The following is a 24,519-nucleotide window of genomic DNA, read 5'->3' on the forward strand; positions in this document are numbered from 1 at the left end:
GAGGGGACGGAGCCGCCCGGAGGGGTCGTCCTCGGAGTGGGGAGCCATCGCATGCTGGTCCTTCGCGGTTCGGCGGGCCGGCGTCCGCCCTTTCGGCAGCCCGGCGGAGAGCGTGCGGGAAGCTCCCCGGCGTTACTTCGGCGCGGATGCCCCGCCGGATGGGCTCCGAAGGTCACGATCTCGTCGCGGTGACGCCGCGGTGACGCCGCCTGAGCTGCGAGGTTCCTCGCGTGCATCGATATGCGAAGAATTCCGATGCGTAAACGATGCGAGTTGTGGCCGGTGAGGTGCCGGGCGGAACGTGATGCCACGGGGTCATCGAGGTCCCGGACCAGCCGCTCGCGAAGCGCGCGCGGCGTACCCGGTGGGACGCCCGAGCCACCACCTGGAGGAGGAAGTGCCATGACCGCACCCCGGCCGACCGGAGCCACTGCCCCCGCCCCTCCCACGACAGTCGTCCACACGGACACCGCCACGGACACCACCACCCCCGTCGGTGCCGCCGACGACACCGCAACCGACGACCGGATCGCCCGGGGCCTGGTCGACGGCGACGAGCACTGCCTGGCCGTCGCCTACCAGCGCTGGGGCCGCCTGGTGCAGACCCTCGCGGCCCGCGCCCTGGGTGACCCCCGGGAGGCGGAGGACGTCACCCAGCAGGTGTTCGTCGCCGCCTGGCGCGGCCGGGCCAACTTCCGTCCCGAACGGGGCAGTCTGCCCGCCTGGATCACCGGCATCGCCCGGCGCAAGATCGCCGACGCCCTGACCGCCCGCACGCGGCGGATCGAACTCGCCGCGAGCCTCGGCGCGTCCCTGGAGCGCGAGAGCCAGTCGCACGACGAGCCCGAGCGCGTCCTCGACCGGCTGGTCGTCACCGAGGAGCTGTCCCGGCTGCCGCACGTGCAGCGGGACGTCCTCGAACTCGCCTTCTTCGCGGACCTGACCCAGACCCAGATCGCCGACCGGACCGGCATGCCGCTCGGCACGGTCAAGAGCCACGCCCGCCGCGGTCTCCAGCGCATGCGGCGCAGCCTCGAACTGGCCGGCGCCGGCATGGGCCGCTGACCGACCGGTCACGTCAGCCGTTCACGGCCGACCCGCCGGAAGGTCCGGCCGAGCTCCCGGCCGAACCGGGCCCCGACGTGCCGTCGACGCGGTCCCGGACCCGGTCCCGGATCCGCTCACGGTCCGACCCATCCGGGCGGCCGACGGCTCCGAACCACTTCACGGCCCGACCGTCCGACGAACGGGCACAGCACACGACACGGCGGCGCCCCCGCGCGGGAGCGCCGCACACAAGGGGATGGGGAACGATGAACGGACGCAGCGTCGCCGTGGTGGGGGCGGGGGTGGCGGGCCTCACCGCCGCCCACTACCTGTCCCGGACGCACGACGTGGTGCTGTACGAGGCGGACGACCGGCTCGGCGGCCACGCGCACACCCACGAACTGCCCGCCGCGGAGGGCGGGACGGTCCGCGTGGACACCGGCTTCATCGTCCACAACGAACGCACCTACCCCCAGCTCCTGCGTCTCTTCCGCGAGTTGGACGTCGCCACGCAGGACGCCGAGATGAGCATGTCCGTGCGCTGCGACGGCTGCGGCCTGGAGTACGCGGGCGCGCGCGGTCTCCGCGGCCTGCTCGGCGGGGGCAACGTCCGGCGGCGCGAGCACCTGCTGACCCTCGCCCACGTGCCCCGGTTCCACCGTGCCGCCCGCGGCCTGCTCGCCGCCGACGACATGACCCTCACGCTCGGCGGTTTCCTCCGCGCCCACCGCTTCTCCGCCCACTTCGTCAGCCACTTCGCGATCCCGCTCGTCTCCTCCGTCTGGTCCTGCGCCCCCGACACGGCGCTGCGCTACCCGGCCGTGTACCTCTTCCGCTTCCTCGACCACCACGGGCTCCTCTCCGTGACCGGATCCCCCCAGTGGAAGACCGTCACCGGTGGCTCCGCCGCATACGTCGAACGCCTCGCCAAGTCGATCCCCTCCGTACGGATCGACACCGCGGTGCGCGCCGTGACCCGGGGAGACGGCCGCGCCACGGTCGTCACCACGGACGGCGCGTCGGCCGAACACGCCGCCGTCGTCCTCGCGGTCCACCCCGACCAGGCCCTGCGGCTGCTCGCCGACCCCACCGAGCAGGAACGGCGGGTCCTCGGCGCGTTCACGTACTCCCGCAACCCGACCGTCCTGCACCGCGACACGAGCCTGCTGCCGCGCTCGCCCCACGCCCGGGCCTCCTGGAACTACCTCCTGCCGTCCTGCACCGCCCGCCCGGGCTCCGTGCAGGTCAGCTACGACATGAACCGGCTCCAGCGGCTCCGCACCCGCGAGCCGCACGTCGTCACCCTCAACCCCGGCGACCGCGTCGACCCCTCGACGGTGCTGTCCCGCATGACGTACGAACACCCCGTCTACACCCCGGAGTCGGTGGCCGCCCAGCGGCTGCTGCCGACCCTGCGCACGCCCGTCACCGCCTACGCCGGCGCGTACCACGGCTGGGGCTTCCACGAGGACGGCTGCCGCTCGGGTGTCGAGGCCGCCCGTCACCTGGGAGCCCGGACATGAAGACGACCGCCCCGATACCGCCCCTCGTACCGGCCCTGTACGAGACGGAGATCGCGCACACCCGCGTCACCCCGCTCCGGCACAGGCTCCGGCACCGCACCTACATGTGGCTGGTCGACCTCGACGACCCGCCGCTCCTGCCCCGTCCGCTCCGGCCGCTCGCCCGCTTCGACCCGGCCGACCACTTCGACGGCGACGCCCCCTCCCTCCGGGCCGGGCTCGACGCCCGCCTGGCCGCGCACGGCGTCCACGACGCGGACGGCCGGGTGCTGATGCTCGCCCACGCGCGGGTGCTCGGACACGTCTTCAACCCGCTCACCCTCTACTGGTGCCACGACCGTGCCGGCCGGCTGGTCTGCGTCGTGGCCGAGGTGCACAACACGTACGGCGGACGGCACACGTACCTGCTGCGCACCGACGAGCGAGGCCGCGCCGAGACGGCCAAGGACTTCTACGTCTCGCCGTTCCTGGACGTCGCGGGCACCTACCGGATGCGGCTGCCGCTCCCCCGGCGACCGCCTCGACCTGACCGTCCAGCTCCGCCACACCGACGGCAGCCGCCCCCTGACCGCCACCGTCCGCGGCACCCGGCGGCCCGCCGGCCCCCGTGGCCTCCTGGCGGCCGCGCTCCGCCACCCCTGGTCGACGGCGGCCGTCTCCCTCGGCATCCGCCGCCATGGCGTCCACCTCTACCTCAAGGGCCTCCGCGTCCGGCCCCGCACCATCCCCACCCCGCAGGAAGGCACCCCGTGACCCTCTCGTCCCCACTGCCCGCCACCCACGACGTCCGCGGGGGCCGCGTCGAGGTCGACCCCGACCGCTGGCCGGACGTCGCCCGCGCCCCGCACGCCTCCGCCGTGCGCACCGCCGTGGCGCGCCGCATCATCGGACGCGCGCTCGCCCGGCTGCCCCTGCGGACCGAGACGGCCGGCGGCACCACCGCCGTCCCGGCGCCGCGGGACGGCGACGCCGGCGCCGCACCGACGCTCACGCTGCACGACCCCGAGGCATTCCACCGGCGGATCGCCTCGGACGGGCTGATCGGCTTCGGGGAGTCGTACATGGCCGGCGAGTGGGACGCCGACGACCTCGTGGGCGTCCTCACCGTCCTCGCCCGTCACGTCGACGAGCTCGTCCCCGCCCCGCTGCACCGCCTCAGGGGAGCCTGGGTGCGGCGCAGGCCGCGCGCCGACCTCAACACCCCCGACGGGTCCCGCGAGAACATCCGCCGTCACTACGACCTCTCCAATGAGCTCTTCGCCCTCTTCCTCGACCCCGGACTCAGCTACTCGTCGGCCGTCTTCGACCCCCTCCCCAGCGCCTCCGGGGTCCTCTCCGACGCGGCCTTCACCGCCGCCCAGCACCGCAAGATCGACCGGCTCCTCGACCTGGCGGAGACCGGCCCGGGCACCGAGCTCCTGGAGATCGGCACCGGCTGGGGCGAACTCGCGATCCGCGCCGCGGCCCGCGGGGCCCGAGTCCGCACCGTCACGCTCTCCGAGGAGCAGCTCGCCCTCGCGCGGGACCGCGTCGCCCGGGCCGGCTTCGCCGACCGCGTGACCGTCGAACTCCTCGACTACCGGGCCGTACGGGGCCGGTACGACGCCGTCGTCAGCGTCGAGATGATCGAGGCCGTCGGCGCCGAGTTCTGGCCCGACTACTTCGCCGCGCTCCGCCGCCTCCTCGCCCCCGGCGGCCGGGTCGCGCTCCAGGCCATCACGATGCCGCACGAACGGATGCTCGCGACCGCCCGCACCCACACCTGGATCAGCAAGTACGTCTTCCCCGGCGGCCTCATCCCCTCGCCGGAGGCCATCGCCCGCGAGTCCGCCGCCGCCGGACTGCGCATCACCCACGACACCGGCTTCGGCGGCCACTACGCGGAGACCCTCCGCCAGTGGCGCGCCCGCTTCCGGCACGAGGAGGCGGCCGTCGAGGCCCTCGGCTTCGACCGGATCTTCCGCCGCATGTGGGAGTTCTACCTCGCCTGGTCCGAGGCCGGGTTCCGCGCCCACTACCTCGACGTCCGCCAGCTCCGGCTCGTCGCCGACGACACGGGCTCGGCCTCCTCCTCTTCCTCCTCGGCCGACCGGTACGGGGAGACGCCGTGAGCCCCGTCGACACCACGGCGCTCGGCTCCGTCCTGGCCGCCTCGGCCGCCGCCGCCCTCGTCGTCATGCTGGTGGCCTTCGCCGTCGGCACCGCCCGGCGGCTGCACCGAATCGTCGACGTCGCCTGGGGCATCGCCTTCGCCGCCGTCGCGTCGGTGTCCTGGTTCCTGGCGGACGGCCACGGCGACGACGTCCGGCGGAGCCTCGTCGCGCTCGCGACCGTCGTCTGGGGACTGCGGCTCGCCGCCCACATCGCCCGCCGGGGGCGCGGCCACGGGGAGGACCCCCGGTACGCGCGCATGCTCGCCCGCGCCCGCGGCAACCCCGCCCTCTACGCCTTGGGGAAGGTGTACCTGCTCCAGGGCGCCCTCGTCTGGCTGGTCTCGCTGCCCGTCCAGTTCGCGGTCCTGACGCCCCGGCCACCGGACGCGACCTTGTACCTGGGGCTCGCCGTCTGGGCGGCCGGAGTCGCCTGCGAGGCGGTGGGGGACCACCAGCTCGCCCGCTTCAAGTCGGACCCGGCCAACCGGGGGCGCGTCATGGACCGGGGCCTGTGGAGCTGGACCCGTCACCCGAACTACTTCGGTGACTTCCTGGTGTGGTGGGGGCTGTACCTGACGGCCTGCGCCACCTGGCAGACCGCCCTGCTCTCCCTGGTCTCCCCGCTCGTCATGAGCGGCCTCCTCATCTGGGGCAGCGGCAAACGGCTCCTGGAGGCCCACATGCGGGACCGGCCGGGCTACGCGGAGTACCGGGCCCGGACGAGCGGCTTCGTCCCCCTGCCGCCCCGCCCGCGGCGGCCGGGGACGCCGGGGCCGCCCCGTCCCTGAGCCGCCCGGGGCCGGCGTCACGAGCCGGTCCCGATGGCCCCGCCGACCCCCTCGGCGCCCTCGCCCTCCCCGTACAGCCGGGAGATCAGGGCGAGGGCCTCGCGCAGCCCGGTGGGACGTACCGTGCCGGGCACGGGCGTCCGGCCGGGCCAGCCGGGGCCCGCGAGGAGGACCTGGGGCGAGGTGCGCGCTCCCCGCACCCCGAACGCCGCCCGCGCGATGTGCTGGGCGAGGCCGGGGTTGGCGGTGGACCGGGATTGGGACCAGAGGACGACGGCGGCGGGCCCCGAGTGCCTGACCGCCGCGTCGAGGGCCTCGGCGGGCACGGCCGCGCCGAACATCCTGGTCGGCACCCCGCGTTCGGCCAGGCCCGCGGCGAGCGCTTCCAGGGGCAGCGTGTGCTGCTCCGAAGGGACGCACGTCAGCAGGACCGGAGACGCCTGGGAGGTGACCACGGGTCCGGAGACGGCGGCCCGCCGCAGCGTCGTGGAGATGTGCCAGGAGAGCAGGTGCTCCACCTCGACGTAACGGTCGTCCGACGACTCCCACTTGCGGCCCACCGCGCGCAGGGTCGGCGCCATGATCTCCTCCCAGGTGGTGACCAGGCCGTACTCCGCGAGCGCCGCCCGGAGCAGCTCCTCCATGGCGGGCGCGTCGAGCCGCACGGCGGCCCGGGCCAGACCCCGGCACTCCTGCCGCACGTCGCCCAGCGGCAGTCCGCTGCCGGCAGCCGACCGCCGGGAGGGCGCCGCCGGTGCCGGCCGGGGTTCCGCTCCGGCCTCCGGTCCGGCTTCCCCTCTGGGTGCGGCCTGCGCGGTGACGGGGGCCCGGGCCGGAGCGGCGGCACGCACGTCGGGGGCGTCCCGCGCGTCCGGTGAGGAGCGCTCCTGCCGGGCGGCCCGCGCCGCCTCGGCCGGCGGGACGCCGGAGGCCGTGAGACGGCACATCTCCTCCAGCATCGCCACGTCCGCGCGGCTCCACCGCCGGTGGCGTCCCTGCCCGCGCTGGGCCGGGCCGATCCCGTACCGCCGGTCCCAGGAACGCACGGTGGTCGGGGAGACGCCGAGACGCCGGGCCAGGGCACCCGTGGTGATGCCGGGATCGGTGTCGTGCATGGTCACCACCGGGGGGTGCGGGAGCGGGACGGGCAGGTGCGTGCGGAGCCGGGGCACATGGTCAGGGACGCCAGGCCGCGGCCGCCGGGGGAAGGCGCTCGGCCACGCCGTCGGCCAGCCCCTCGAACTCCCCGCGCAGGAACGGCGCGGCCAGTCGTGCGAGGCCCTTGAAGGTGAGCGACGCACGGTACGTCAGCCGTGTCGCCGTGCCCTCCTCGGCGAACCGCAGGTCGTCCAGCGCCGTCACGGTCTTGTTCTCGCCGCGGAACACCAGGCGGAAGGGCTCCCGGACGAGGAGTTCGTACCGCAGCTCGGTCGTCCGGCCCCGGAACCGGGACGTGTTGTGCCACCGGGCGCCCCGCCGCACGGGCCCGTCGTCGAGGCGCACGCAGCGCACGGTGCCGGGGTCCCACTCCTCGGCACGGGTGAAGTCCTCCAGGTAGGCGATGACCTCCGATACGGGCCGTCGCACCACGAGCACCCGCTCCACACTGATCACCGTACGGCCTCCTCCGCCTCGCACCGGTCCGCGCTCCGGCACCGGTCGTCCTGGTTTCCGGCGTGGCCCCCGGACCGGATGCACCCGAGGATCCGGCCGCGCGGGGGACGGCGTCCGGCTCACCAGCCCCACGTGCCGGGACCGCCCTTGAAGGGGCCCTCGATCTCGCGGGTGATCCACCCGCCGTAGAAGTCGCCGTCCTGGGCGGTCACCGGCTCCCCGTCGACCGCGCATCCCACCGCGGACGGATAGAAGGCGAGGTGGCCGCGGAGCGCCTCGTACGGACCGAGGGGTTCCTCGTAGCTCCACGCGGCGCGGGGGACGACGAGCCCGCCGACGACGACGTCCCAGTAGGAGGCGGCGCCCTTCCACTCGCAGTGGGTGCGTCCGGGCCGGGGGCGCAGGAACTCCGCGCGCACGTCGCGGCGGGGCAGGTAGTACGTCGGTGGGTGGCTGGTCTCCAGGACCCGCAGGGCGGCGCGGGTGTCCGCGACGATCCGGCCGTCCACCGTCACCGTCACGCGGCGGTCGTCGCCGACCAGGAGGGGCGGGCGCGGGTAGTCCCACACGCTCTCCGTCGGCCGCTCGCCGGGGTGAGCGGGCCGCCGGACGCCGTCCGCCGCTTCGTCCGCGCCGTCCATGGGCCCTCCTCGGCTCTCGTCATGGCTCCGCTGCCCGTTCTTCCGCCCCGCACCGGTCCGCGGATGCGAGGGGGGCGCCCGGCTGGGGCGGACGGGTGAACGGCTCGCCACCGGCCGTGAAGGCGCATCCGGGCGCTCTTCGGGGCGAGAAAAAGGCATGGAAGCACCACAAAAGGTGCCTCGGTACAGGTCCGTTCGCGCGGAGACCGATCCCCACGGCGGTCGCCCGGGCGACGGACGGAACCACGGACAGGCAGGGAAACCGCTGTGCGACTCAAAGACGAACTTCCTGTGGACCACCACCTCGCCACCGTGTACCGCTGGGGCGCCGCCCTCTGCGGCTGCGTCCTGCTCGTGTTCGGCTGCCTCGGCTTCGCCGACGCGCTGAGCCCCTTCGACACCTCCGGCGCGCAGATCGCCGGAATGACCACCAACACCGCGCTGAGCTGGATCTCGGTGCTCACCGGGCTGCTCCTCCTGGCCGGCGCGGTCGCGGGCGGGAACACCGCCTCCACCATCAACCTGGCCGTGGGCGGCGCGTTCCTGCTCAGCGGCTTCTACCACCTGTTCGTGCTCGACCGGCCCGCCAACTTCCTCGACTTCGGCATGACCAACGTGATGTTCAGCTTCCTCATGGGGCTCCTGATCCTCACGTTCGGCATGTACGGGCGGGTGTCCAGCAAGCTGTCGCACGACAACCCCTACTGGCGCAGGCGCCACCCGCGCGAGGCCGCCGCGGAGTCGCTGGCACGCCGCCGTCGCCTCGCCGCGGCGTCCCTCCCGCCCGGGGCCGCGCGCACCACGGCTCCGGCGCTCCCCGGATCGGCCGGTGCGGCGGTTTCCGAAGGGCCCCCGAGGTGACCGCGGTCCTGGTCGTGGGGGCGACGGGGATGGTCGGCGGGCTCGCCGCGCGGGCCCTGCACCGGCAGGGCGCCTCGGTGGCCCTGGCCGGCCGGAACGCGGAGCGGCTCGCCGACCTGTCACGGCTGCCCGGCGACTGCCCCCGGCGTCGCTTCGACGCCTACGACCTCGACGGCTGCGCGGCCCTCGCACCCTGGGCGGCCCGCTCCCTCGGGCGCCTGGACCGTGTCGTCGTGGCCGTCGGCGTGGCGGGCTTCGGCCCGGCCGAAAGCGTCGACGAGCCCGCCGCCGAGCACCTCATGACCGTGAACGCCCTGGCACCCATGGCGGTGGTCCGGGGCGCCCTGACGGTCCTGGAGGCCGGAGGCGCGATCGGCGTCGTCACCGGCGCGGTCGTCGACGCGCCCCCGCGGGGCATGGCCGACTACGCCGCGGCCAAGACGGCCCTCGCCACCTGGCTGGCCGTCGTCGGCAGGGAACAGCGGGCGCGCGGCGTCCGGATCGTCGACGCGCGCCTGCCGCACCTGGAGGGCGGGTTCGCCGCCCGGGCGGTGACCGGGGAGCCGCCGAGGCTCCCGCCCGGAGCCGACCCGGCGGCGGCGGTCGAACGGCACCTGCTCGCGCCCTTGGCCGGCGCCCCGGAGCGCCCGCACAGCGTCCCCGGCGCCCCGGAGCGCCCGCACTGAGCGGCCCCGGGGCGCCGGTGCGTCCCTCAGGCGTGCGGGCTGTCGGCGCCGGCCGCCGCGGGGCGCTCCGCGCGGGCGGGGCAGCAGCCGATCGGGCAGAGGTCGTGCGAGGGGCCGAGCGCGCCCAGGGCGCAGCGCTCGGCGCGCTGCCCGCGTTCGGTGGCGGCGCGTTCCAGGACGAGGTCGCGCACGGCCGCCGCGAACCGCGGGTCGGCCCCGACGGTCGCCGAGCGGCGGACCGGGAGGCCGAGCTCGGCGGCTTTGGCGGTGGCCTCGGTGTCGAGGTCGTAGAGGACCTCCATGTGGTCGGAGACGAAGCCGATGGGGACCATGACGACCGCGGGCGCCCCGGCGCCGTGCAGCTCCTCCAGGTGCTCGCAGATGTCAGGTTCCAGCCACGGGACGTGCGGGGCGCCGCTGCGCGACTGGTACACGAGCTGCCAGGGGTGTGCGACGCCGGTCTCCTCGCGGACGGCGTCGGCGACCAGCCGGGCCACGTCCAGGTGCTGCTTCACGTAGGCGCCGCCCTCGCCGTGGTCGGCGACGGGGCCCGAGGTGTCGGCGGCGGAGTCGGGGATGGAGTGCGTGGTGAACGCGAGGTGCGCCCCGGCCCGCACGGACGGGTCGAGCTCGTCGAGCGAGGCGAGGACGCCCTCGACCATGGGGCGGACGAAGCCGGGGTGGTTGAAGTAGTGCCGCAGCTTGTCGATGCGGGGCAGCGGGAGTCCCTCCGCTTCCAGCTCGGCGAGGGAGTCCGCCAGGTTCTCGCGGTACTGGCGGCAGCCGGAGTAGGAGGCGTAGGCGCTGGTGGCGAGGACGGCGATGTGACGCCGGCCGTCGGTGATCATCTCGCGCAGGGTGTCGGTGAGGTACGGCGCCCAGTTCCGGTTGCCCCAGTAGACCGGCAGGCCGAGGCCGGCCTCGGCGAAGTCCGCGCGCAGGGCGTCGAGCAGCGCGCGGTTCTGGTCGTTGATGGGGCTGACGCCACCGAAGAGGAAGTAGTGCTGCCCCACCTCCTTCAGCCGTTCCTTGGGGATGCCACGGCCGCGGGTCACGTTCTCCAGGAACGGGACCACGTCGTCCGGGCCCTCGGGGCCCCCGAAGGAGAGCAGCAGCAGGGCGTCGTACGGGGCGGGATCGAGCTCGTCGGACATCGGGGGTTCCTCGCATCGGGCGGACGGTTCGCTACGGGTCCTTCGGCGCGCGGCCCGGCAGGGATGCGGTGTGCCCCGTACGGGCGACCGCCGGCGCGGCCGAGGCCGCCGGGGGCGGGCGGGGAGGACGAGGGCCCGGAGCACCGGCTGCGGAGCGCGCATCCGCCGGAGCGCTCCGTACGGAAGAGCTTCCCACCGACACCCTCGAGGAGCGTCCAGCCCATGCGACGACGTCCGTCCGCCGCGGAGCGCGTCTCCGCCGTCCTGCTCACCACGGCCCTCGCCTCCCTCGCGCTCGTGCCCACGGCCACGGCGCACTCCGACGGCCCGGCCCGTGCCGTCGGCACCGTCGACCTCGCCCGCTACACCGGAACCTGGTTCCAACTCGCCGCCGTGCCGCAGCTGTTCGAGCTCCAGTGCGCCAAGAACGTCAAGGCCGTCTACGGCGCGACCGGCCGCGGCGGGGTCGCCGTGGCCAACAGCTGCACGACCTGGCTGGGCACCTCCAGCCGGATCAGCGGGGAGGCGCTTCCCCTCGACGCGACGAACACCCGCCTCAACGTCTCCTTCCTGCCCGGCAAGGACGGCTACCGGCACGGCACCGAGGCGAACTACGTCGTGGCGGGCCTGGGGCCCGCGTACGAGTGGGCCGTGGTGACCGACGAGAGCCGCGCCTCCGGCTTCGTCCTCTCCCGCACTCCCCGCCTGGATCCGGCGCGGACGGCCGACGTCCTCCGCGCGGTCCGGGGAGCGGGACTCGACCCCGGGGCCTTCCGCACGACCCGGCAGGACGGCGGTGACCCCGCCTGGCGGCTCGTCCCCTGACGTCCGGCCCCGCGCGGCGAGCCGGCGGGCGCGTTGCTCCCACCGGAGCACCGGTGGATAGCCCGCCCCCGCCCGGGGGTAGCCCTCACCCCGGCGTGCGCCCCCGGCGCGCCGCCCCTTCCTTCCGGACGACGAGAGGAGACCCGTACCCGTGCGCTGCGACGTCGCCATCATCGGGGCCGGGGCGGCCGGGCTGTCGCTGGCCTGGCGGCTCCTGTGCCCGCCGCGCGGAGCCGCGGTCCCCTCCGTCGTCCTCGTCGACGCGCCCCCCGGCCCGCTCCGGCCCCCACCGCGCACCTGGTGCTACTGGGAGCGGGGGACCGGCGAGTACGACGCCCTGCTCACGGCCTCCTGGCCCCGGGTACGGCTCCACGGCGGCGACGGCCGGCCGGTCCGGCGCGACCTGGGCGCACTGCGCTACAAGATGCTCACCTCCGAGTCGTTCACCCGGGGCATCCGGCCGCGGCTCGCCGGACTCGTCCGTGTCGAGGCCGTCGCCGAGCACGTCGCCGACGGCCCCGGCGGCGCCACCGTCTCCTGCCGCACCGCCGCCGGCCGCGAGCGGCAGGTCCACGCGCGCTGGCTCTTCGACACCAGGCCGCCCGCCCCCCTCCCGCCCAGCCGGGTGAGCCTCCTCCAGCACTTCAAGGGATGGTTCCTGCGCTCCGAACGACCCGTCTTCGCGCCCGACACCGTCGACCTCATGGACTTCCGCACGCCGCAGCCGCCGCAGGGGCTCTCCTTCGGCTACGTGCTGCCGCTGTCGCCGAACGAGGCCCTGGTGGAGTACACCGAGTTCAGCCGGGAGCCGCTGCCCGACGAGGCGTACGAGCGGGCCCTGCGGCACTACACCGCCACCCTCCTCGGGATCGGCGCGTTCGACGTGCGCGGCGTGGAACGGGGACGCATCCCGATGACGGACGCGCGGTACGACCGCCGCACCGGGCGGAGCACCTTCCGCATCGGTGCCGCGGGCGGCGCGGTGCGACCCTCCACCGGTTACGCCTTCGCGGCCATCCAGCGCCAGACACGCGCCGTGGCGGCCCTCCTGCACGCCGGCCGCGACCCCCTTCCCCCGCCCGCCTACCCCCGACGGTCGCTCCTCATGGACGCGATCCTCCTGCGCGGCATCGACACCGGCAGGATCTCCGGGCCCGACTTCTTCACCCGGCTCTTCGAAGAGGTCCCTCCCGAACGGCTGCTGCGTTTCCTCGACGGGGACACCCGGCCGTCCGAGGAGGTGCGCATCGGCCTGCGCACCCCCGTGCTCCCCATGCTCCGCACCACCGCGGAGCTGCCCTTCCTCGCCCGCCGGGCCTGAAGCCGCCCCTTCGTCACGAGAGTGGATCCCCGCCATGCGCCACAGCCGGAACGGCACCCCCGCACGAGGCCGCGACCGGAGGGCGGTCGTCCTGCCCGCCGCCGACGGACGCCTCAGGCCACCGGCAGGACAGCGCCCGACCTGCGCCGTCGTCGGCGGCGGGATCGCGGGTATCGCGGCGGCCACGATCCTCGCCGAGCGGGGCGTCGCCGTCACCCTCTACGAACGGCAGCCCACCCTGGGCGGACGCCTCGCGGGGTGGGCGGACCGGCTGAGCGACGGATCGGAGGTGACCATGAGCCGTGGCTTCCACGCCTTCTTCCGGCAGTACTACAACCTGCGCGGTCTGCTGCGCCGGGTCGACCCCGGCCTCGACCGGCTCACCGGTCTGCCGGACTACCCGTTGCGGCACGGCTCCGGTCTGTACGACAGCTTCGCCCGCGTGCCCCGTACACCGCCGTGGAGCGCGCTCGGCTTCGTCGCCCTCAGCCCCAGCTTCGGGTGGCGGGACCTCGGCCGCATGAACGCCCGTGCCGCGCTGCCGCTGCTCGACGTCCGGGTGCCCGACGTCTACCGGCGCTTCGACGGCGTCAGCGCCCGCGCCTTCCTCCACGGCATCGGCTTCCCCCCGGCGGCCCAGCACCTCGCCTTCGAGGTGTTCTCGCGCAGCTTCTTCGCCGACCCCGACGAACTGTCCGCCGCCGAACTGGTGCTGATGTTCCACGTCTACTTCCTCGGCTCCTCCGAGGGACTGCTCTTCGACGTGCCGGACGAGCCCTACCCGCAGGCCCTGTGGGACCCCCTCGGCGCCTATCTGCGCGGCCACGGCGCCCGCGTCCTCACCGGCACCGGCGTCCGGGAACTGGCACCGGCACCCGGCGGCGGCCACACCGTCCTGTCCGACGACGGGCCCCGGCACGCCGACGCCGTCGTCCTCGCCACCGACACCGACGGCCTGCGCGCGATCGCCGAGGCGTCCCCCGCCCTCTGCGACGCCCCCTGGCGCGCCCGCATCGGCGCGCTCCGCACCGCGCCCCCCTTCCTCGTCTCCCGGCTCTGGCTCGACCGGCCCGTCGCCCCGCACCGGCCGGGTTTCCTCGGGACCAGCGGATTCGGCCCCCTCGACAACATCAGCGTCCTCGACCGGTGGGAGGGCGAAGCCGCCCGCTGGGCCGCCCGCACCGGCGGGGCGGTGGTGGAACTGCATGCCTACGCCGTCGACCCCGCCGCACACCCCCGCGAGCTCTCCCGCGAACTCGTGGCGCAGCTGCGCCGCGCCTGGCCCGAGACCCGGGCCGCCGCGATCCTCGACGAACGGCACGAACTCCGCTCCGACTGCCCGCTCTTCGAGGTCGGCGGGCACCGGAACCGGCCGACGGTCCACACCCCCGATCCCACCGTCACGGTCGCCGGGGACCTGGTCCGCACGGAACATCCCGTGGCCCTCATGGAGCGTGCCGCCACCACGGGCTTCCTCGCGGCCAACGCCCACCTGCGCAGGTGGGGGCTCCGCGGACAGACGCTGTGGACCGTGCCCCCGGCCGGCCGTTCGGCCGCCCTCCGGTTCCTCGCCAGGGCGGCCGGGGAACCCCGGCCGGCCGGCTGAGCGGGCGGCGCCCCCCCGCGCCCCCTACCCCGGGAACCGCCCCGTGCTCCGCAGCAGCCAGCGGCGCTCCGCGTACGCCAGGTCGTCCCGCCACAGCCGCGCCGACGCCGACCGCATCGCCGGGCGCAGCAGCGGGGCCAGGGCCCGGGCCGCCGCGAAGCCCGTTCGGTCCGAGGCCGCCACGACGGCCTCCACCACGGCGGTCCGCGGGCGGGCGGCCCCCGGGGCGGTCAGCGGAGTGGCGTGGGTCTCGACGACGGACCCCACGCCCTCGCCGCCGGTGATGCGCATGGTGACGGTCCGCGGCTCCGGCGCCGTGAAGGCCGCCGTCACCGGCACCACCACCCGGCCCGCCACCTTGAACGACACCCGGACGACCAGGGCGTCCTCCTCGTCGCCCACCCCGTCCGGCGGAGCGGAGAGCACCTCCAGGTCCACGAACGAGTACGGGTGAAGCCACGCACCGTGCCACGGGTCGAGCCGGTTGGCGACGACGTCCTCGGCCTCGCACACGCCCACGCCCGTGTGGACCGCCGCGACCGCCTCCGCGACGGGCGGCCTCGGCGGCACCACCGGCCGGTCCGTCGGAGCCTCGCCGCCGACCTCGTCGAGGCGCACCCAGACCAGCACCCCGTCGTCGTACGCGGGCCACGGCTCCCAGCCCGCGGTCGGGGAGCCGTCCAGCGCCAGACCGTGCCAGCGGCAGATGAGCGTCCCGCACCGCACCACGCCGTCCTTCAGGGCGGCCCCGAGGTGGGGGCAGACGCCCGAGCCCGCGCGCACGCCGCCGCCGGCGTCGCGCCACAGCACGACCTCCGTCCCCGCGACGGTCCTGCCCGCCGGCCGGTCGGCGCGGAAGTCCCGGCTCGCCCCCACGACGTACCAGTTGCCGGACGGCCGGGCCGTCGCCCGCTTCAGTGCGGCGGCGATCCCCGCCGGACGCGCCTGTCGCCAGGTCGCCCGCTGCTCCTCCCAGGGCACCGGCGCGCGGCGCAGGCTCAGGGGCAGACGGCGCCGGTCGCCCCGGCGGATCGGTTCGCTCACCGGGCGTTCCTCCTCGTCGTCCCGTGCGGTCCGCCCGCCCCGCTCCGGCCCACGGACTCCTCCGGCCGGCCGCCGGGACGGCCGGGGCCGTCCGTCCCGCCCGCCCGGCGTCCGCGGCCGCGCGCGGCAAGTGCCCTGGTGAGGCCGGGCAGCGCGATCGACGCCCGCCGTCGCGCGCCGACCACCGCCCGCCGGTGCAGCACCGCGTACCCCTCCTTTTCGATGACCGTCAGGATCTCCCGGTACAGGACGAAGGCCGTGCGCACGCACGGCGCCGAGACCGGGTCGAGCAGGGCGATGCCCGGTTCCGCCTCGCGGTACACGTCCCGGGTGAGGGCCGCGGCGGCGCGCAGCGCGTCGGTGATGCGCGGGTCGCGGCAGCCGGTCAGCCTGCTCCACCGCAGCAGGTCCCGGTCCACCCCGGACGCGGCGAGCAGGTCCGCCGGCAGGTACACCCGGCCCCGGTCCAGGTCCTCCCCGACGTCGCGGAGGAAGTTCGTCAGCTGGAAGGCGATGCCGAGCGAGGCCGCGTACGGCTCGGCCTCCTCCCGCGGGCAGACGGTGCCGAGGACCGGCACCATCTGCAGGCCGATGACGGCCGCCGAGCCGTGCATGTAGCCGCGCAGGTCCGCGTACGTCGCGTACTCCCGCACGAAGAGGTCGCTGCGCATCGACCCGAGGAAGTCGTCGAAGTGGACCGCCGGGATCCCGAGGCGCACGCGGGTGTCCGAGGCCGCCGCGACGGCGGGGTCCGTGACGGGTTCGCCCCGCAGGGCGGCGTGCCACTCGCCTTCCAGCGCGTCGAGCGAGGCCGCCCGCTCCCGAGGCGTCGTGCCGGCCGTCTCGTCCACGATGTCGTCCGCGCGCCGCGCGAAGCCGTACAGGGCGTGGACCGCGCTGCGGCGGTCCAGCGGCAGGAGGCGCGTGGCCAGGAAGTACGTCCTGCCGTGGCGCGCGTTCAGCCGGCGGCACTCCGCGTAGGCCGCCCGCAGCGCCGGGTCGCGCACCCCCGGCGGCGTCGAGCTCCCGGGCCGTCACGAGCCCTCCAGGTTCGCGGCGGCGGGGGCCGCGCGGCGGACGGCGGCCCGTCCGGCACCGGTGATCCGCCGGGCGGCCAGCTTGCCCGAGACGATCACGGGGGGCACGCCGACGCCCGGGGTGGTTCCGCAGCCCGCGAGCACGACGTTCTCCGTGCCCCGGACCAGGTTCCGCGGCCGGAACGGCCCGGTCTGGGCGAAGGTGTGCGAGAGCGAGAACGGGGTGCCCGCGCTGTGCCCCTGACCGGCCCAGTCGGCGGGCGTCACCAGGCACTCCTCCTCGATCGACGCGCCGAAGCCGCTCAGCCCGCGCCGCTCCAGTTCGCCGACCAGGGAGTCCCGGTAGGCAGGGGCCAGCTCGCCCCAGTGCGCGGGACGCGGACCGATCTCCGTGTTCGGGCAGGGCGCCAGGACGTAGTGGAGGTGACGGCCGGGTGGCGCGAGCGCGGGGTCCGTGGCCGTCGGGCGGGTGACGAGCAGGGAGGGGTCGGTCATCAGCTCTCCGGTTCGGGTGAGTTCGTCGAAGGTGCGGGACCAGGCGGAGCCGAAGAGCAGGGTGTGGTGGGCGAGCTCGGGCCAGGTGCGGTCCGTCCCCGCGTGCAGGATCACCGCGCTGGGGGAGTGCCGGGACCGCAGCGGACGGCGGGGCGCACGCCCCAGGAGCCGGTACGCGAAGGGGAGTTCCGTGGTGAGCACGACCGCGTCGCACGGAATCCGTCCCTGATCGGTCCGGACCGCCGTCACCCGTTCCCCCGACCGTTCGAGGGCCGTGACCCGCTCCCCGAACCGCAGGGCGGCGCCGGAGCGGCGGGCCGCGTCCGCCATGGCCGCGGGCACGGCGTGCATGCCGCCGCGCGGGAAGAACACCCCGGCCACGGTGTCCATGTAGGCGATGACCGCGTAGGCGGCCAGCGCCCTCGACGGGGGGACTCCCGCGTAGAGGGCCTGGAAGGAGAAGACGCGCCGCAGCCGTTCGTCCGACAGGAAGGACCCGATCGCCCGGTCGAGGCGCCCGAGCCCTCCGAGGGCGGCCAGCCGGGCCAGGTCCGGATGGAGCAGCTGCGCCGGCGAGTCGAAGTTCGCGTCGATGAAACGGCGCTCCTGCACCGCGTACAGCCTGCCCAGCCAGGCGCGCAGGCGCAGGTAGGCGTCGGCCTCGCGGGCCCCGGCGAAGCGCTCCACCTCGGCGGCCATGACGTCCGCCTCCGTGTGGACGTCGACGCGGCTGCCGTCCCAGAACAGGGCCCGGTACGCCGGGTGCAGCGGTACCAGCTCCACCCGGTCGTACAGCGAGTCCCCGACGGCCGCGAACGCCTCGTCCAGCAGGGCGGGCATCGTCAGGACGGTGGGCCCCGTGTCCACCCGGAAGCCGCCGAGTTCCATCCGGCCGGCCCGCCCGCCCGGCACGGGTTCCCGCTCGACGACCGTCACCTCCCGCCCGGCGCCCCGCAGATGGAGCGCCGCCGACAGGCCCGCGAAGCCGGCTCCCACGACGACGACGTGGTCCGTCCGGCCCCGCACCCGCCTCATCGGCCCGCTCCCGACACGGCCACCGCACGCCCGGCCGCCGCACGCCCGGCCGCCGCTCCGGTGAACGCCCCGTCCTCCGCGGCGGCATCCCCGGCCCCCGCGCCGCTCCCACCGCCACCCTCGCCGTCCCCACCACGATCCGCGGCAGGGAACGCGACACCGCCGGCGTCGAGGAGGAGCCGTGCCACGCGCGCGGCAGGTCCCGGCACCAGCTCCGTCTGCCGGAGGGTCCGCAGCGTTCGCGAACAGAGCCGTTCCGCGCGCTCGGCGACGTGGGCCCGGGCGCCGCAGGACTCCAGCAGCCCGATCACGCGGCGCAGCTCCCGTTCGGTGGCGGTGGGGGAGCCCACCACGGCGTCGAGGAGGCGGAGCCCCTCGGTGTCCCCGCCGCGGACGCACAACGCCCGTGCCACGGCCATGAGATAGGTCGCCTTGCCCGCCCTGAGGTCCTCGCCGGCCGGTTTGCCGGTGCGCCGCGGATCGCCGAACACCCCCTGGAGGTCGTTCTGCAGCTGGAAGGCGATGCCCGCGCACAGCCCCGCCCGGTTCAGGCCCCGCAGCGTCCGCGCGTCGGCCCCCGCCAGAAGGGCTCCCAGCAGCAGGGGATGCACCGCGGAGTACCGCGCCGTCTTCAGGACGGCCGTCCGCATCGCCCGACCGGCGGACCGCGAGCCGGTGGCCTGCGTCTGGAGGTCCAGGTACTGGCCGGCGACCATCTCGGTCCGCATCGCCCGCCACCGCGCGCCGAGACCGGCGGAGTGCGGGGTCGTCAGGAGCACCTCCGCGAACGCGTCGTCCGCCCAGGCGAGGGCCAGGTCACCCGCGAGGACGGCGCCGGAACCGCCGAAGCCGCCGAACGGCCCGTCGAGGCCGTCCGTTCCGTACTGGCGCTCCAGGGAGACGTGGACGGAGGGGCTTCCCCTGCGGATCCGGGAGCCGTCCATCACGTCGTCGTGGATGAGGGCGCAGGTCTGGACGAGCTCGACGGCGGCCGCCATCCGCAGGGCCGCGTCGGCCTCCTCGGCGCCGCCTCCCGCCGCGCGCATGGACCACCACAACAGCTGCGACCTTCGGCGTCCGCCACCGGCCGCGAAGGCGGCCACCCGCCCGGCGATGTCCGCGGCGAAGGTCCCGTCCACGGTCCGGGCCTCGGCGACCCGCCGCCGGAGGAGGTCGTCGATCACGAGGGTCAGGGCCGCGGGGACGTCCCTGTCGATGGAACGGGGGTCGAGAGTGCGCATGTGGTTTCCCTTGCTGCCGTGCGTCGGGCAGTGCGGTGCGTCTGGATGTTCCGTACCGCGGTCGCGCGCGGATGCAGCAGACCATGGGCCGACCGGGGGTTCGCACGGGCCCGCGAACGGCGTTCCCGGGGAGCGCGGCGCGTCCCGTGGCCCGGACGGACCCGGTGGGGAAGCCTGGGGGTCCGCACCGACCAGGGAGGTTCACGACCATGCTGCGTGACGGAGACCTCGCCGCCGCGTTCGACCACGCCTCACCGACCTACGACCGCATGACGTCCGCCAGCCCGGGATACCGCGCGCAGCTGCGCCGGTCCGCCCGGCGGCTCGGGCTCCCCGGCGAAGGCGCCGGACTCACCCTGCTGGACCTGGGCTGCGGCACCGGCACGTCCACCGGGGCGCTGCTCCACGCGGCGCCGCGGGCGACCGTGGTCGGCGTCGACGCGTCGGCCGGCATGCTCGCGCGCGCCCGGGCCAAAGCGTGGCCGGAGCGCGTCTCCTTCGTCCACGCCCCGGTCGAGCGCATGGCCGAGGTCGAGGCCCGGGGACCGTACGACGCCGTCCTCGCCGCGTACCTGCTGCGCAACGTCGCCGATCCCGACGCCGTGCTGCGCCTCGTCCACCGGCTCCTGCGGCCCGGCGGCCGCCTCGCCGTGCACGAGTACAGCCTCGGCGGACGGCCCGTCGACCGGCTCGTGTGGAAGGCGGTCGTGAACGGTTTCGTCAGGCCCTGGGCCCGGCTGCACGGGGACGCGGAACTGTACGGACACCTCTACCGCAGCGTGCTGGCCTTCGACACGCCGGACGCCTTCACCGCCCGGCTCCGGCGCGCCGGGTTCACCCGGGTGCGCTGCCTTCCGCAGCCGGGCTGGCAGACGGGCATCACGCACACCTTCGTCGCGCAGCGCCCCTGAACTCCCGCGCCGCGCCCCTCAACTCCCGGGCCTCCCCGGGCGGGGGAAGGGGCGGCGGGGCGGACGGCGCGGGGGAGGGGCGCGCACGGCCGGACCGCGCCGGATGGCGACCGGCGGACACCCGTGGTCGGCTGACGTCGTGGGCACCCTTTAGCTGCCGCCTCGTCCCGAGGGACCCGTCACGGCGGTCAGCATCGCGACCCCCTCCCCTTCCCCCGGAAGTGTCCGGAGACGACTGGTGTCCGAAAGACCGCCCTCGCCCGCGTGCGCCCACTGCCAGGACCGGAGCGACGACGGGCCGCCTCACGGCGACCTCGTGCGCGAGACCTTCGAGGCCCTGTTCAGCGCCTGGTATCCCCGGGTCCTGAGGTGGGCCCGGTACCGCTGCGTCGACCTCCACGACGCGGAGGACGTCGCCCAGCAGGTGTTCGTGGACGTCTGGCTGCACTCCCGCAGGTACTGCCCCCGCCGCGGCGGCCTCGGGCCGTGGCTGTACGGCATCACCGCCCACAAGGCGGCCGACGCGTCGGGGGGCCCGGCTCCGGGACCGCGAAGGCGTCCGCCGCCTGGCGCGCGGCCCCGCCCCGGAGAGCCCGGACGCCTCCGCGCGCGCCGTCGAGCGCCTGAGCCTCGCCCCCCACCTGGCCGCACTTCCGGCCGACCGCCGCGAGATCCTCTTCCTCGCCTACTACCTGGGGCTCACCCAGCCGGAGATCGCGCACCGCCTCGGCCGTCCGCTCGGCACGGTCAAGAGCCACTCCAGGAGGGGACTGCGCGCGCTCGCCCTCGACGTCACCGAACGCGGGGGACCGACGGCACGGCGGAACGCGCGCCCACCGACCCGGACATCTCCCGGATGAGCCCGCGCGCCGTCCAGTCCGGACCCCGGCGCCCGACCCACCGCGACCACCGGCCGAGACCCGGGGACGGTGCGTCGAGCAGCCGCCGCAGGGCCCGCCCGGCCGAGCGCTCGTCCAGCCGGGAGGGGTCGACGCACCGGGCGACACCGGCCCGCTCGGCGTCGTGGGCGATGGCGAACTGGTCGCTGGAGAAGGGCAGGACGAGGGCGGGCACGCCCGAGGCCAGACACTCCGTGAAGGAGTTGTTCCCGCCGTGGTGGACCATCGCGTCCACCTTCCCCAGCAGCCATCGCTGCGGCACCGTCGCTGCCACGTGCACGTCGGGCCCCGCGAGCGAGGACAGGGCCGCCGCCCGGTCGCCCGCCGCCACCACCGCGGCCGCTCCGGGGACATGGGCGCGCAGCCCCTTCACGAGGAGCGCCAGGACGTCGTCGCGGGCGGAGAGGAAGGTGCCGAGGGCGATCAGCACCAGGCGGTCGTGCCCGGCCCTGAGCCGCCGCACCACCTCCTGCCACTCCGGGCCCGGCTCCGGCTCCGCTGCGGGCACGGAGTGCCCGCCGTACAGCACCGACGGCCCGTTCTCCGGGTGGCTCGGCAGCCACGGGAACTCGGGGTAGGTGAACGCCACGGCGTACGGGGAGGCCAGGGCGAAGGCCCGGCCCGTGGGCCGCGCCTCCGGGGCGTGGACGCGCGCCACGTCGGCGAAGCGCCGGGTGAACGCCGTCTCCACGGCCCCCGCCGCCGCGTGCAGCTCCGCCAGCTGCTCCGCCCCGGGCCGGATCCCCCGCGGCCACGCGTAGGGCACGCCGAACGGCACGTCGTCGGAGGACGGCACGTACGTGGGATGGCCGGGGCAGAACGTCGCGTAGCGCAGCCCCAGGCAGTGCAGGGCGAGGGTGACGGGGTAGCTCAACTGGTCGACGACGTACCAGTCCGGGCGCAGCCGCGCGTCCAGGGCGCGGAGCGCGGCCAGCGTCCCCTCGGGATCGGACAGCATGTCCCGGCCGCGGTGCCGGGCCTGCGTGAGCAGGGCGGACACCGGCCCGCGCCGCGTGGAGTCCAGGAACTCCTCCAGGCGCTCGGCCTCCCCGGGCGCCTGCCGGGTGCCGCGCGCCACCCCGGTGTTCGCGTTCCGGGTCACGGTCAGCGGCTCGAACGCCACCCCCGCGCGAGCCGCGAACCCCTCGAACGACGGGCCGGACGCGAAGACCACGTCGGCCCCCTCGCGGGCGAGCCCCCCGGCCAGCACCGAGAGCGGCTGCGCGTGGGAGGCGAAGGGGGGACTGACGACGACCACGCGCGGTGCGCGCTCCAGGGTGACGGTTGATGACTCCATGCCGAGCGCTTCGCCCCCGCCGGGCCGGTCGGATGCGCCGGCACCGGACGGGACCGGCCGGCACCCCCTGTCTCCCCGGCGTCCCCCGCTTCCCCGTCGCCCCCCGCCTCCCCGGCACCCGTCGCCCCCCGCGCTCACGGCTCCTGCATCCGGCGGGCGGACCGCGGGCGAAGAACAGCCCGCCGACCGTCGTCGACGAGGAGAAGCGATGAACCGTTCCCACACCGCCCGGACAGGCGCCGTGCCCGCGGGTCACCACCCCCTGCGCGCCGCGCGTACGGCCGCGGGGGAACCGTCCGAGCCGTTCCTGGCCGTCCGCGCGGCGCACTGGCGAGCGCCCCTGACCGGCGACGCCCCCGGCTGGCGGGGCACCCCGCACCTGCTCGCGGAACTGGTGCGCGCCGAGTACCGGGGAGGCGGCTCCGGGACGGACCCGGCGGGCTTCGCGACGCCCCGTGACCTCCGGCTGGCGCGGCTGCGGCGGCTGGTGCGCGCGGGAGGCGTTCCGACACCGTCCGAGTGCGTCCGGCTGCTGGACGGCGGCGAGCACGCCCGCGCCGCCGTCTTCGACGCCTGGCAGGACGTCGTCCGCCGGTCCGGCCCGACGAGGGCGGAGGCCGCCCTGCGCGCCGGCCTCCGGGCCGGGGCCGCCCCGGAGCCGGCCGCCGCGGCGATGCTGGACCTCGCCGCCGCGGCCACGCTGCGCCCCCTCACCCGGCCGGAGCTCCGCGAGGCCGCGAGCGCGCCCGGCCGCCAAAGGCGGCACGCCGCGTGGCGGCTGCTCGCCGCGACGGGCGGGCGTTCGCTCATACCCGACGTCGGCACGGCCGGGGACGCGTACGAGCGGACGCTCCTCACCCTGCTCGGCCGGAACCCCCCGGCCGAGCGGGTGCGGGGCGGACCGCGCCGGGGCATCGTCGTCGCCCAGTCCATGCTGCTGGGGCGCCTCGACCGTCCGGGCGAGGGCATGAGCGGCGGCCTCGGAGTCCTCCTCAGCTCCCTCGGGGACGCCCTCGCGGGCACCGGGCCCGTCGCCCGGGTGCTGACCGTCGTCACGGCCTGCACGCCGGAGCTGGCGGCCGACCCCGTCCTGCTGCGGCGGCGCTCCCCGGGGCACTGGGTCCTCAGGATCCCGGTGGACAGCGCGAACCAGCTCCGCCCCGACGAGTTCGGACGGCACCGGGAGGCCATGGCCTGGTGGGCCGCCGAGCTCTTCTCCTCGCTGGCCACGCCGGTCGACGTCCTGCACGTCCGCTACGCCGACGACGGCTCGCTCGCCCTTGCCGAGGGCGCCCGCAGGGCCGGCACGAGGGTCGTCTTCACGGCCACCCCCGATCCGCACCGGCAGCTGACCGAGCGGTACGACAAGCCCGCGCCCGACGGCACGGCCCTCCGGGACGACCTGCACCGCGTGTTCGTCGCGGACCGGCTGGTGGAGCGCGCCGACCGCGTGGTGGGCATCGCGGGCCGCGACGGCGGGGCGACGGAGCTGCTCGGGTACTTCCCGCAGCTCCTGGGCCGCGACGGCGCCGGCGTGCCGAGCGCGCCCCCGGAGGGCATCCCGCCCTACCTGCCGCCCCCTCGCGCGCAGGCGAGGCGCGCGGAACTCCTGCGAACGGTCGACGCGGCCGTCGCGGCCACCCCGGAGCCCGCCGGCGGCGGCACTCCGGCGGTGCTGCTCTGCGTGGGACGGCTCCACCCGGTCAAGCAGCAGGACCTCCTGGTCCGTGCCTGGATCGGCTCCGGGTGCCACCGGCGGGCGGCCCTCGTCCTCGTCGGCGGCAGCGCGCACGCCGGCGACCCCGTCGAACGCGCGATGCGCGCACGCGTCGAGGACGCGCTCCGGGCCTGCCCCGAGGCGCGACGGCGCCTGGTGCTGCTGCCCGCCCTCTCCAACGCGGAGGTCCGGATGCTCGAACGCGGCCTGGCCGATCCGGCGCGGTCGTCCTCCGCGCGGTACGTGTGCGCGAGCGCCAAGGAGGAGTTCGGCCTCGGGCTCCTCGAAGCGATGGAGGCGGGGCTGCTCGCCGCGGGCCCGCTGCGCGGCGGCGTGCCGCACTATCTCGTCGACGGACACAACGGGCTCCTCATCGACACCTCCCGCGCGGAGACGCTCGGCGACGGACTGGCCCGCCTGCTCGCCGTCGACGCCGGGTCGGCCGCGGCGATGGCCGCCCGGGCCCAGGCACTGGTCCGCACCACCTTCTCGTCCGCCGCCATGGCCGGGACGCTGGCCGAGCACTACGCCGCGGTCGCGGAGGCCGGCGCGCCCACGGCCACGAGCCGCGGGCCCGCCGCCCCGGCCGTACCGGCGTCCACGCACTGACCGGCCTCGGGGGCC

20 protein-coding genes and 3 pseudogenes are annotated in these 24,519 nt (G+C 76.0%); 14 read left to right on the plus strand and 9 right to left on the minus strand.

Annotated elements, in window-relative coordinates; all coding sequences use genetic code 11:
* The first annotated feature begins 402 nt into the window (after positions 1 to 402).
* From ABD981_RS12035 to ABD981_RS12055, 5 genes and pseudogenes are all read left to right on the plus strand, one after another.
* Entirely contained in the window at positions 403 to 1,065 is a 663-nt protein-coding gene (locus ABD981_RS12035) for an RNA polymerase sigma factor (RefSeq protein ID WP_046911014.1), read from the plus strand.
* A gap of 248 nt (positions 1,066 to 1,313) precedes the next feature.
* A complete protein-coding gene (locus ABD981_RS12040) occupies positions 1,314 to 2,570 on the plus strand; it encodes an NAD(P)/FAD-dependent oxidoreductase (protein ID WP_046911015.1) in 1,257 nt (418 codons plus the stop codon).
* A pseudogene (locus ABD981_RS12045) lies at positions 2,567 to 3,323 on the plus strand (DUF1365 domain-containing protein). Before ABD981_RS12040 ends, ABD981_RS12045 begins: the two are co-directional and overlap by 4 nt.
* Entirely contained in the window at positions 3,320 to 4,681 is a 1,362-nt protein-coding gene (locus ABD981_RS12050) for a class I SAM-dependent methyltransferase (protein WP_046911017.1), read from the plus strand. The pseudogene ABD981_RS12045 and the gene ABD981_RS12050 overlap by 4 nt, the downstream one beginning before the upstream one ends.
* 65 nt (positions 4,682 to 4,746) lie before the next feature.
* The gene (locus ABD981_RS12055; protein ID WP_123955055.1) at positions 4,747 to 5,511 is read left to right on the plus strand and encodes a DUF1295 domain-containing protein; all 765 of its coding nucleotides are present in this window, start codon (positions 4,747 to 4,749) and stop codon (positions 5,509 to 5,511) included.
* Between the two features lie 17 nt (positions 5,512 to 5,528).
* Here the strand turns inward: ABD981_RS12055 and ABD981_RS12060 are convergent, their stop codons facing one another.
* From ABD981_RS12060 to ABD981_RS12070, 3 genes are all read right to left on the minus strand, one after another.
* A complete protein-coding gene (locus ABD981_RS12060; RefSeq protein ID WP_046911029.1) occupies positions 5,529 to 6,626 on the minus strand; it encodes a MerR family transcriptional regulator in 1,098 nt (365 codons plus the stop codon).
* 61 nt (positions 6,627 to 6,687) lie between these two features.
* A complete protein-coding gene (locus ABD981_RS12065) occupies positions 6,688 to 7,125 on the minus strand; it encodes an SRPBCC family protein (RefSeq protein WP_046911019.1) in 438 nt (145 codons plus the stop codon).
* A gap of 119 nt (positions 7,126 to 7,244) precedes the next feature.
* Complete coding sequence (locus ABD981_RS12070; protein ID WP_205628285.1) at positions 7,245 to 7,766, minus strand: DUF427 domain-containing protein; 522 nt, start codon at positions 7,764 to 7,766, stop codon at positions 7,245 to 7,247.
* A 267-nt stretch (positions 7,767 to 8,033) separates the two neighbouring features.
* Here ABD981_RS12070 and ABD981_RS12075 point away from each other — a divergent pair, with 267 nt between their 5' ends.
* Positions 8,034 to 8,627 (plus strand): DUF4383 domain-containing protein, encoded by a 594-nt coding sequence (locus ABD981_RS12075; protein WP_046911020.1) that lies wholly within the window; start codon positions 8,034 to 8,036, stop codon positions 8,625 to 8,627.
* Positions 8,624 to 9,313, plus strand: a complete 690-nt coding sequence (locus tag ABD981_RS12080) for an SDR family NAD(P)-dependent oxidoreductase (protein WP_240495427.1) — start codon at positions 8,624 to 8,626, stop codon at positions 9,311 to 9,313. The genes ABD981_RS12075 and ABD981_RS12080 overlap by 4 nt, the downstream gene beginning before the upstream one ends.
* 26 nt (positions 9,314 to 9,339) lie before the next feature.
* Here ABD981_RS12080 and ABD981_RS12085 read toward each other — a convergent pair whose 3' ends face one another.
* Complete coding sequence (locus ABD981_RS12085; RefSeq protein ID WP_345529068.1) at positions 9,340 to 10,467, minus strand: ferrochelatase; 1,128 nt, start codon at positions 10,465 to 10,467, stop codon at positions 9,340 to 9,342.
* Positions 10,468 to 10,689: 222 nt separating this feature from the next.
* On the opposite strand from ABD981_RS12085, the gene ABD981_RS12090 reads away from it, so the two are divergent.
* From ABD981_RS12090 to ABD981_RS12100, 3 genes are all read left to right on the plus strand, one after another.
* Complete coding sequence (locus tag ABD981_RS12090) at positions 10,690 to 11,292, plus strand: lipocalin family protein (RefSeq protein ID WP_046910412.1); 603 nt, start codon at positions 10,690 to 10,692, stop codon at positions 11,290 to 11,292.
* Positions 11,293 to 11,443: 151 nt separating this feature from the next.
* Positions 11,444 to 12,613, plus strand: coding sequence for a lycopene cyclase family protein (locus ABD981_RS12095; RefSeq protein ID WP_046910411.1), 1,170 nt, complete (start codon positions 11,444 to 11,446; stop codon positions 12,611 to 12,613).
* 34 nt (positions 12,614 to 12,647) lie between these two features.
* Entirely contained in the window at positions 12,648 to 14,219 is a 1,572-nt protein-coding gene (locus ABD981_RS12100; protein ID WP_046910410.1) for an FAD-dependent oxidoreductase, read from the plus strand.
* A gap of 24 nt (positions 14,220 to 14,243) precedes the next feature.
* On the opposite strand, the gene ABD981_RS12105 is transcribed toward ABD981_RS12100, so the two are convergent.
* The 4 genes and pseudogenes from ABD981_RS12105 to ABD981_RS12120 form a co-directional block, all read right to left on the minus strand.
* Complete coding sequence (locus ABD981_RS12105; RefSeq protein ID WP_240495389.1) at positions 14,244 to 15,263, minus strand: DUF5914 domain-containing protein; 1,020 nt, start codon at positions 15,261 to 15,263, stop codon at positions 14,244 to 14,246.
* Positions 15,260 to 16,301 (minus strand): annotated as a pseudogene (locus ABD981_RS12110) (phytoene/squalene synthase family protein). Before ABD981_RS12110 ends, ABD981_RS12105 begins: the two are co-directional and overlap by 4 nt.
* On the minus strand, positions 16,298 to 17,830 hold the full coding sequence (gene crtI / locus ABD981_RS12115) for a phytoene desaturase family protein (protein ID WP_046910408.1): 1,533 nt from the start codon (positions 17,828 to 17,830) through the stop codon (positions 16,298 to 16,300). The pseudogene ABD981_RS12110 and the gene crtI overlap by 4 nt, the downstream one beginning before the upstream one ends.
* Positions 17,827 to 19,071 carry a polyprenyl synthetase family protein gene (locus ABD981_RS12120; protein WP_046910407.1) on the minus strand — a complete coding sequence of 415 codons (1,245 nt, stop codon included), beginning with the start codon at positions 19,069 to 19,071 and terminating at the stop codon, positions 17,827 to 17,829. Before ABD981_RS12120 ends, crtI begins: the two co-directional genes overlap by 4 nt.
* Positions 19,072 to 19,280: 209 nt before the next feature.
* Between ABD981_RS12120 and ABD981_RS12125 the strand changes: the two genes are divergently transcribed.
* The 3 genes and pseudogenes from ABD981_RS12125 (at position 19,281) to ABD981_RS12130 (ending at position 20,842) form a co-directional block, all read left to right on the plus strand.
* A complete protein-coding gene (locus ABD981_RS12125; protein ID WP_046910406.1) occupies positions 19,281 to 19,982 on the plus strand; it encodes a class I SAM-dependent methyltransferase in 702 nt (233 codons plus the stop codon).
* A 316-nt stretch (positions 19,983 to 20,298) separates the two neighbouring features.
* Positions 20,299 to 20,496, plus strand: a pseudogene (locus tag ABD981_RS38890) (RNA polymerase sigma factor); the annotation flags it as partial.
* A 127-nt stretch (positions 20,497 to 20,623) separates the two neighbouring features.
* The gene (locus ABD981_RS12130; protein WP_345529092.1) at positions 20,624 to 20,842 is read left to right on the plus strand and encodes a sigma factor-like helix-turn-helix DNA-binding protein; all 219 of its coding nucleotides are present in this window, start codon (positions 20,624 to 20,626) and stop codon (positions 20,840 to 20,842) included.
* On the opposite strand, the gene ABD981_RS12135 is transcribed toward ABD981_RS12130, so the two are convergent.
* The gene (locus ABD981_RS12135) at positions 20,775 to 22,178 is read right to left on the minus strand and encodes a glycosyltransferase (protein ID WP_046910405.1); all 1,404 of its coding nucleotides are present in this window, start codon (positions 22,176 to 22,178) and stop codon (positions 20,775 to 20,777) included. The genes ABD981_RS12130 and ABD981_RS12135 overlap by 68 nt on opposite strands.
* 208 nt (positions 22,179 to 22,386) lie before the next feature.
* Here ABD981_RS12135 and ABD981_RS12140 point away from each other — a divergent pair, with 208 nt between their 5' ends.
* The gene (locus ABD981_RS12140) at positions 22,387 to 24,504 is read left to right on the plus strand and encodes a glycosyltransferase (RefSeq protein WP_123954940.1); all 2,118 of its coding nucleotides are present in this window, start codon (positions 22,387 to 22,389) and stop codon (positions 24,502 to 24,504) included.
* The last annotated feature ends 15 nt before the right edge of the window (positions 24,505 to 24,519 follow it).

Origin of the sequence: Streptomyces showdoensis, from assembly GCF_039535475.1 — a bacterium.
Taxonomy (GTDB): domain Bacteria; phylum Actinomycetota; class Actinomycetes; order Streptomycetales; family Streptomycetaceae; genus Streptomyces; species Streptomyces showdoensis.

Bases quoted from the DNA above. Each gene is read 5' to 3' on its own strand.
- ABD981_RS12040 (WP_046911015.1), top strand. From the start codon at position 1,314: ATGAACGGACGCAGCGTCGCCGTGGTGGGGGCGGGGGTGGCGGGCCTC.
- ABD981_RS12060 (WP_046911029.1), bottom strand. From the start codon at position 6,626: ATGCACGACACCGATCCCGGCATCACCACGGGTGCCCTGGCCCGGCGT.
- ABD981_RS12055 (WP_123955055.1), top strand. From the start codon at position 4,747: ATGCTGGTGGCCTTCGCCGTCGGCACCGCCCGGCGGCTGCACCGAATC.
- ABD981_RS12125 (WP_046910406.1), top strand. From the start codon at position 19,281: ATGCTGCGTGACGGAGACCTCGCCGCCGCGTTCGACCACGCCTCACCG.
- ABD981_RS12090 (WP_046910412.1), top strand. From the start codon at position 10,690: ATGCGACGACGTCCGTCCGCCGCGGAGCGCGTCTCCGCCGTCCTGCTC.
- ABD981_RS12100 (WP_046910410.1), top strand. From the start codon at position 12,648: ATGCGCCACAGCCGGAACGGCACCCCCGCACGAGGCCGCGACCGGAGG.
- ABD981_RS12120 (WP_046910407.1), bottom strand. From the start codon at position 19,071: ATGCGCACTCTCGACCCCCGTTCCATCGACAGGGACGTCCCCGCGGCC.
- ABD981_RS12070 (WP_205628285.1), bottom strand. From the start codon at position 7,766: ATGGACGGCGCGGACGAAGCGGCGGACGGCGTCCGGCGGCCCGCTCAC.
- ABD981_RS12085 (WP_345529068.1), bottom strand. From the start codon at position 10,467: ATGTCCGACGAGCTCGATCCCGCCCCGTACGACGCCCTGCTGCTGCTC.
- ABD981_RS12135 (WP_046910405.1), bottom strand. From the start codon at position 22,178: ATGGAGTCATCAACCGTCACCCTGGAGCGCGCACCGCGCGTGGTCGTC.
- ABD981_RS12035 (WP_046911014.1), top strand. From the start codon at position 403: ATGACCGCACCCCGGCCGACCGGAGCCACTGCCCCCGCCCCTCCCACG.
- ABD981_RS12140 (WP_123954940.1), top strand. From the start codon at position 22,387: ATGAACCGTTCCCACACCGCCCGGACAGGCGCCGTGCCCGCGGGTCAC.
- crtI (WP_046910408.1), bottom strand. From the start codon at position 17,830: ATGAGGCGGGTGCGGGGCCGGACGGACCACGTCGTCGTCGTGGGAGCC.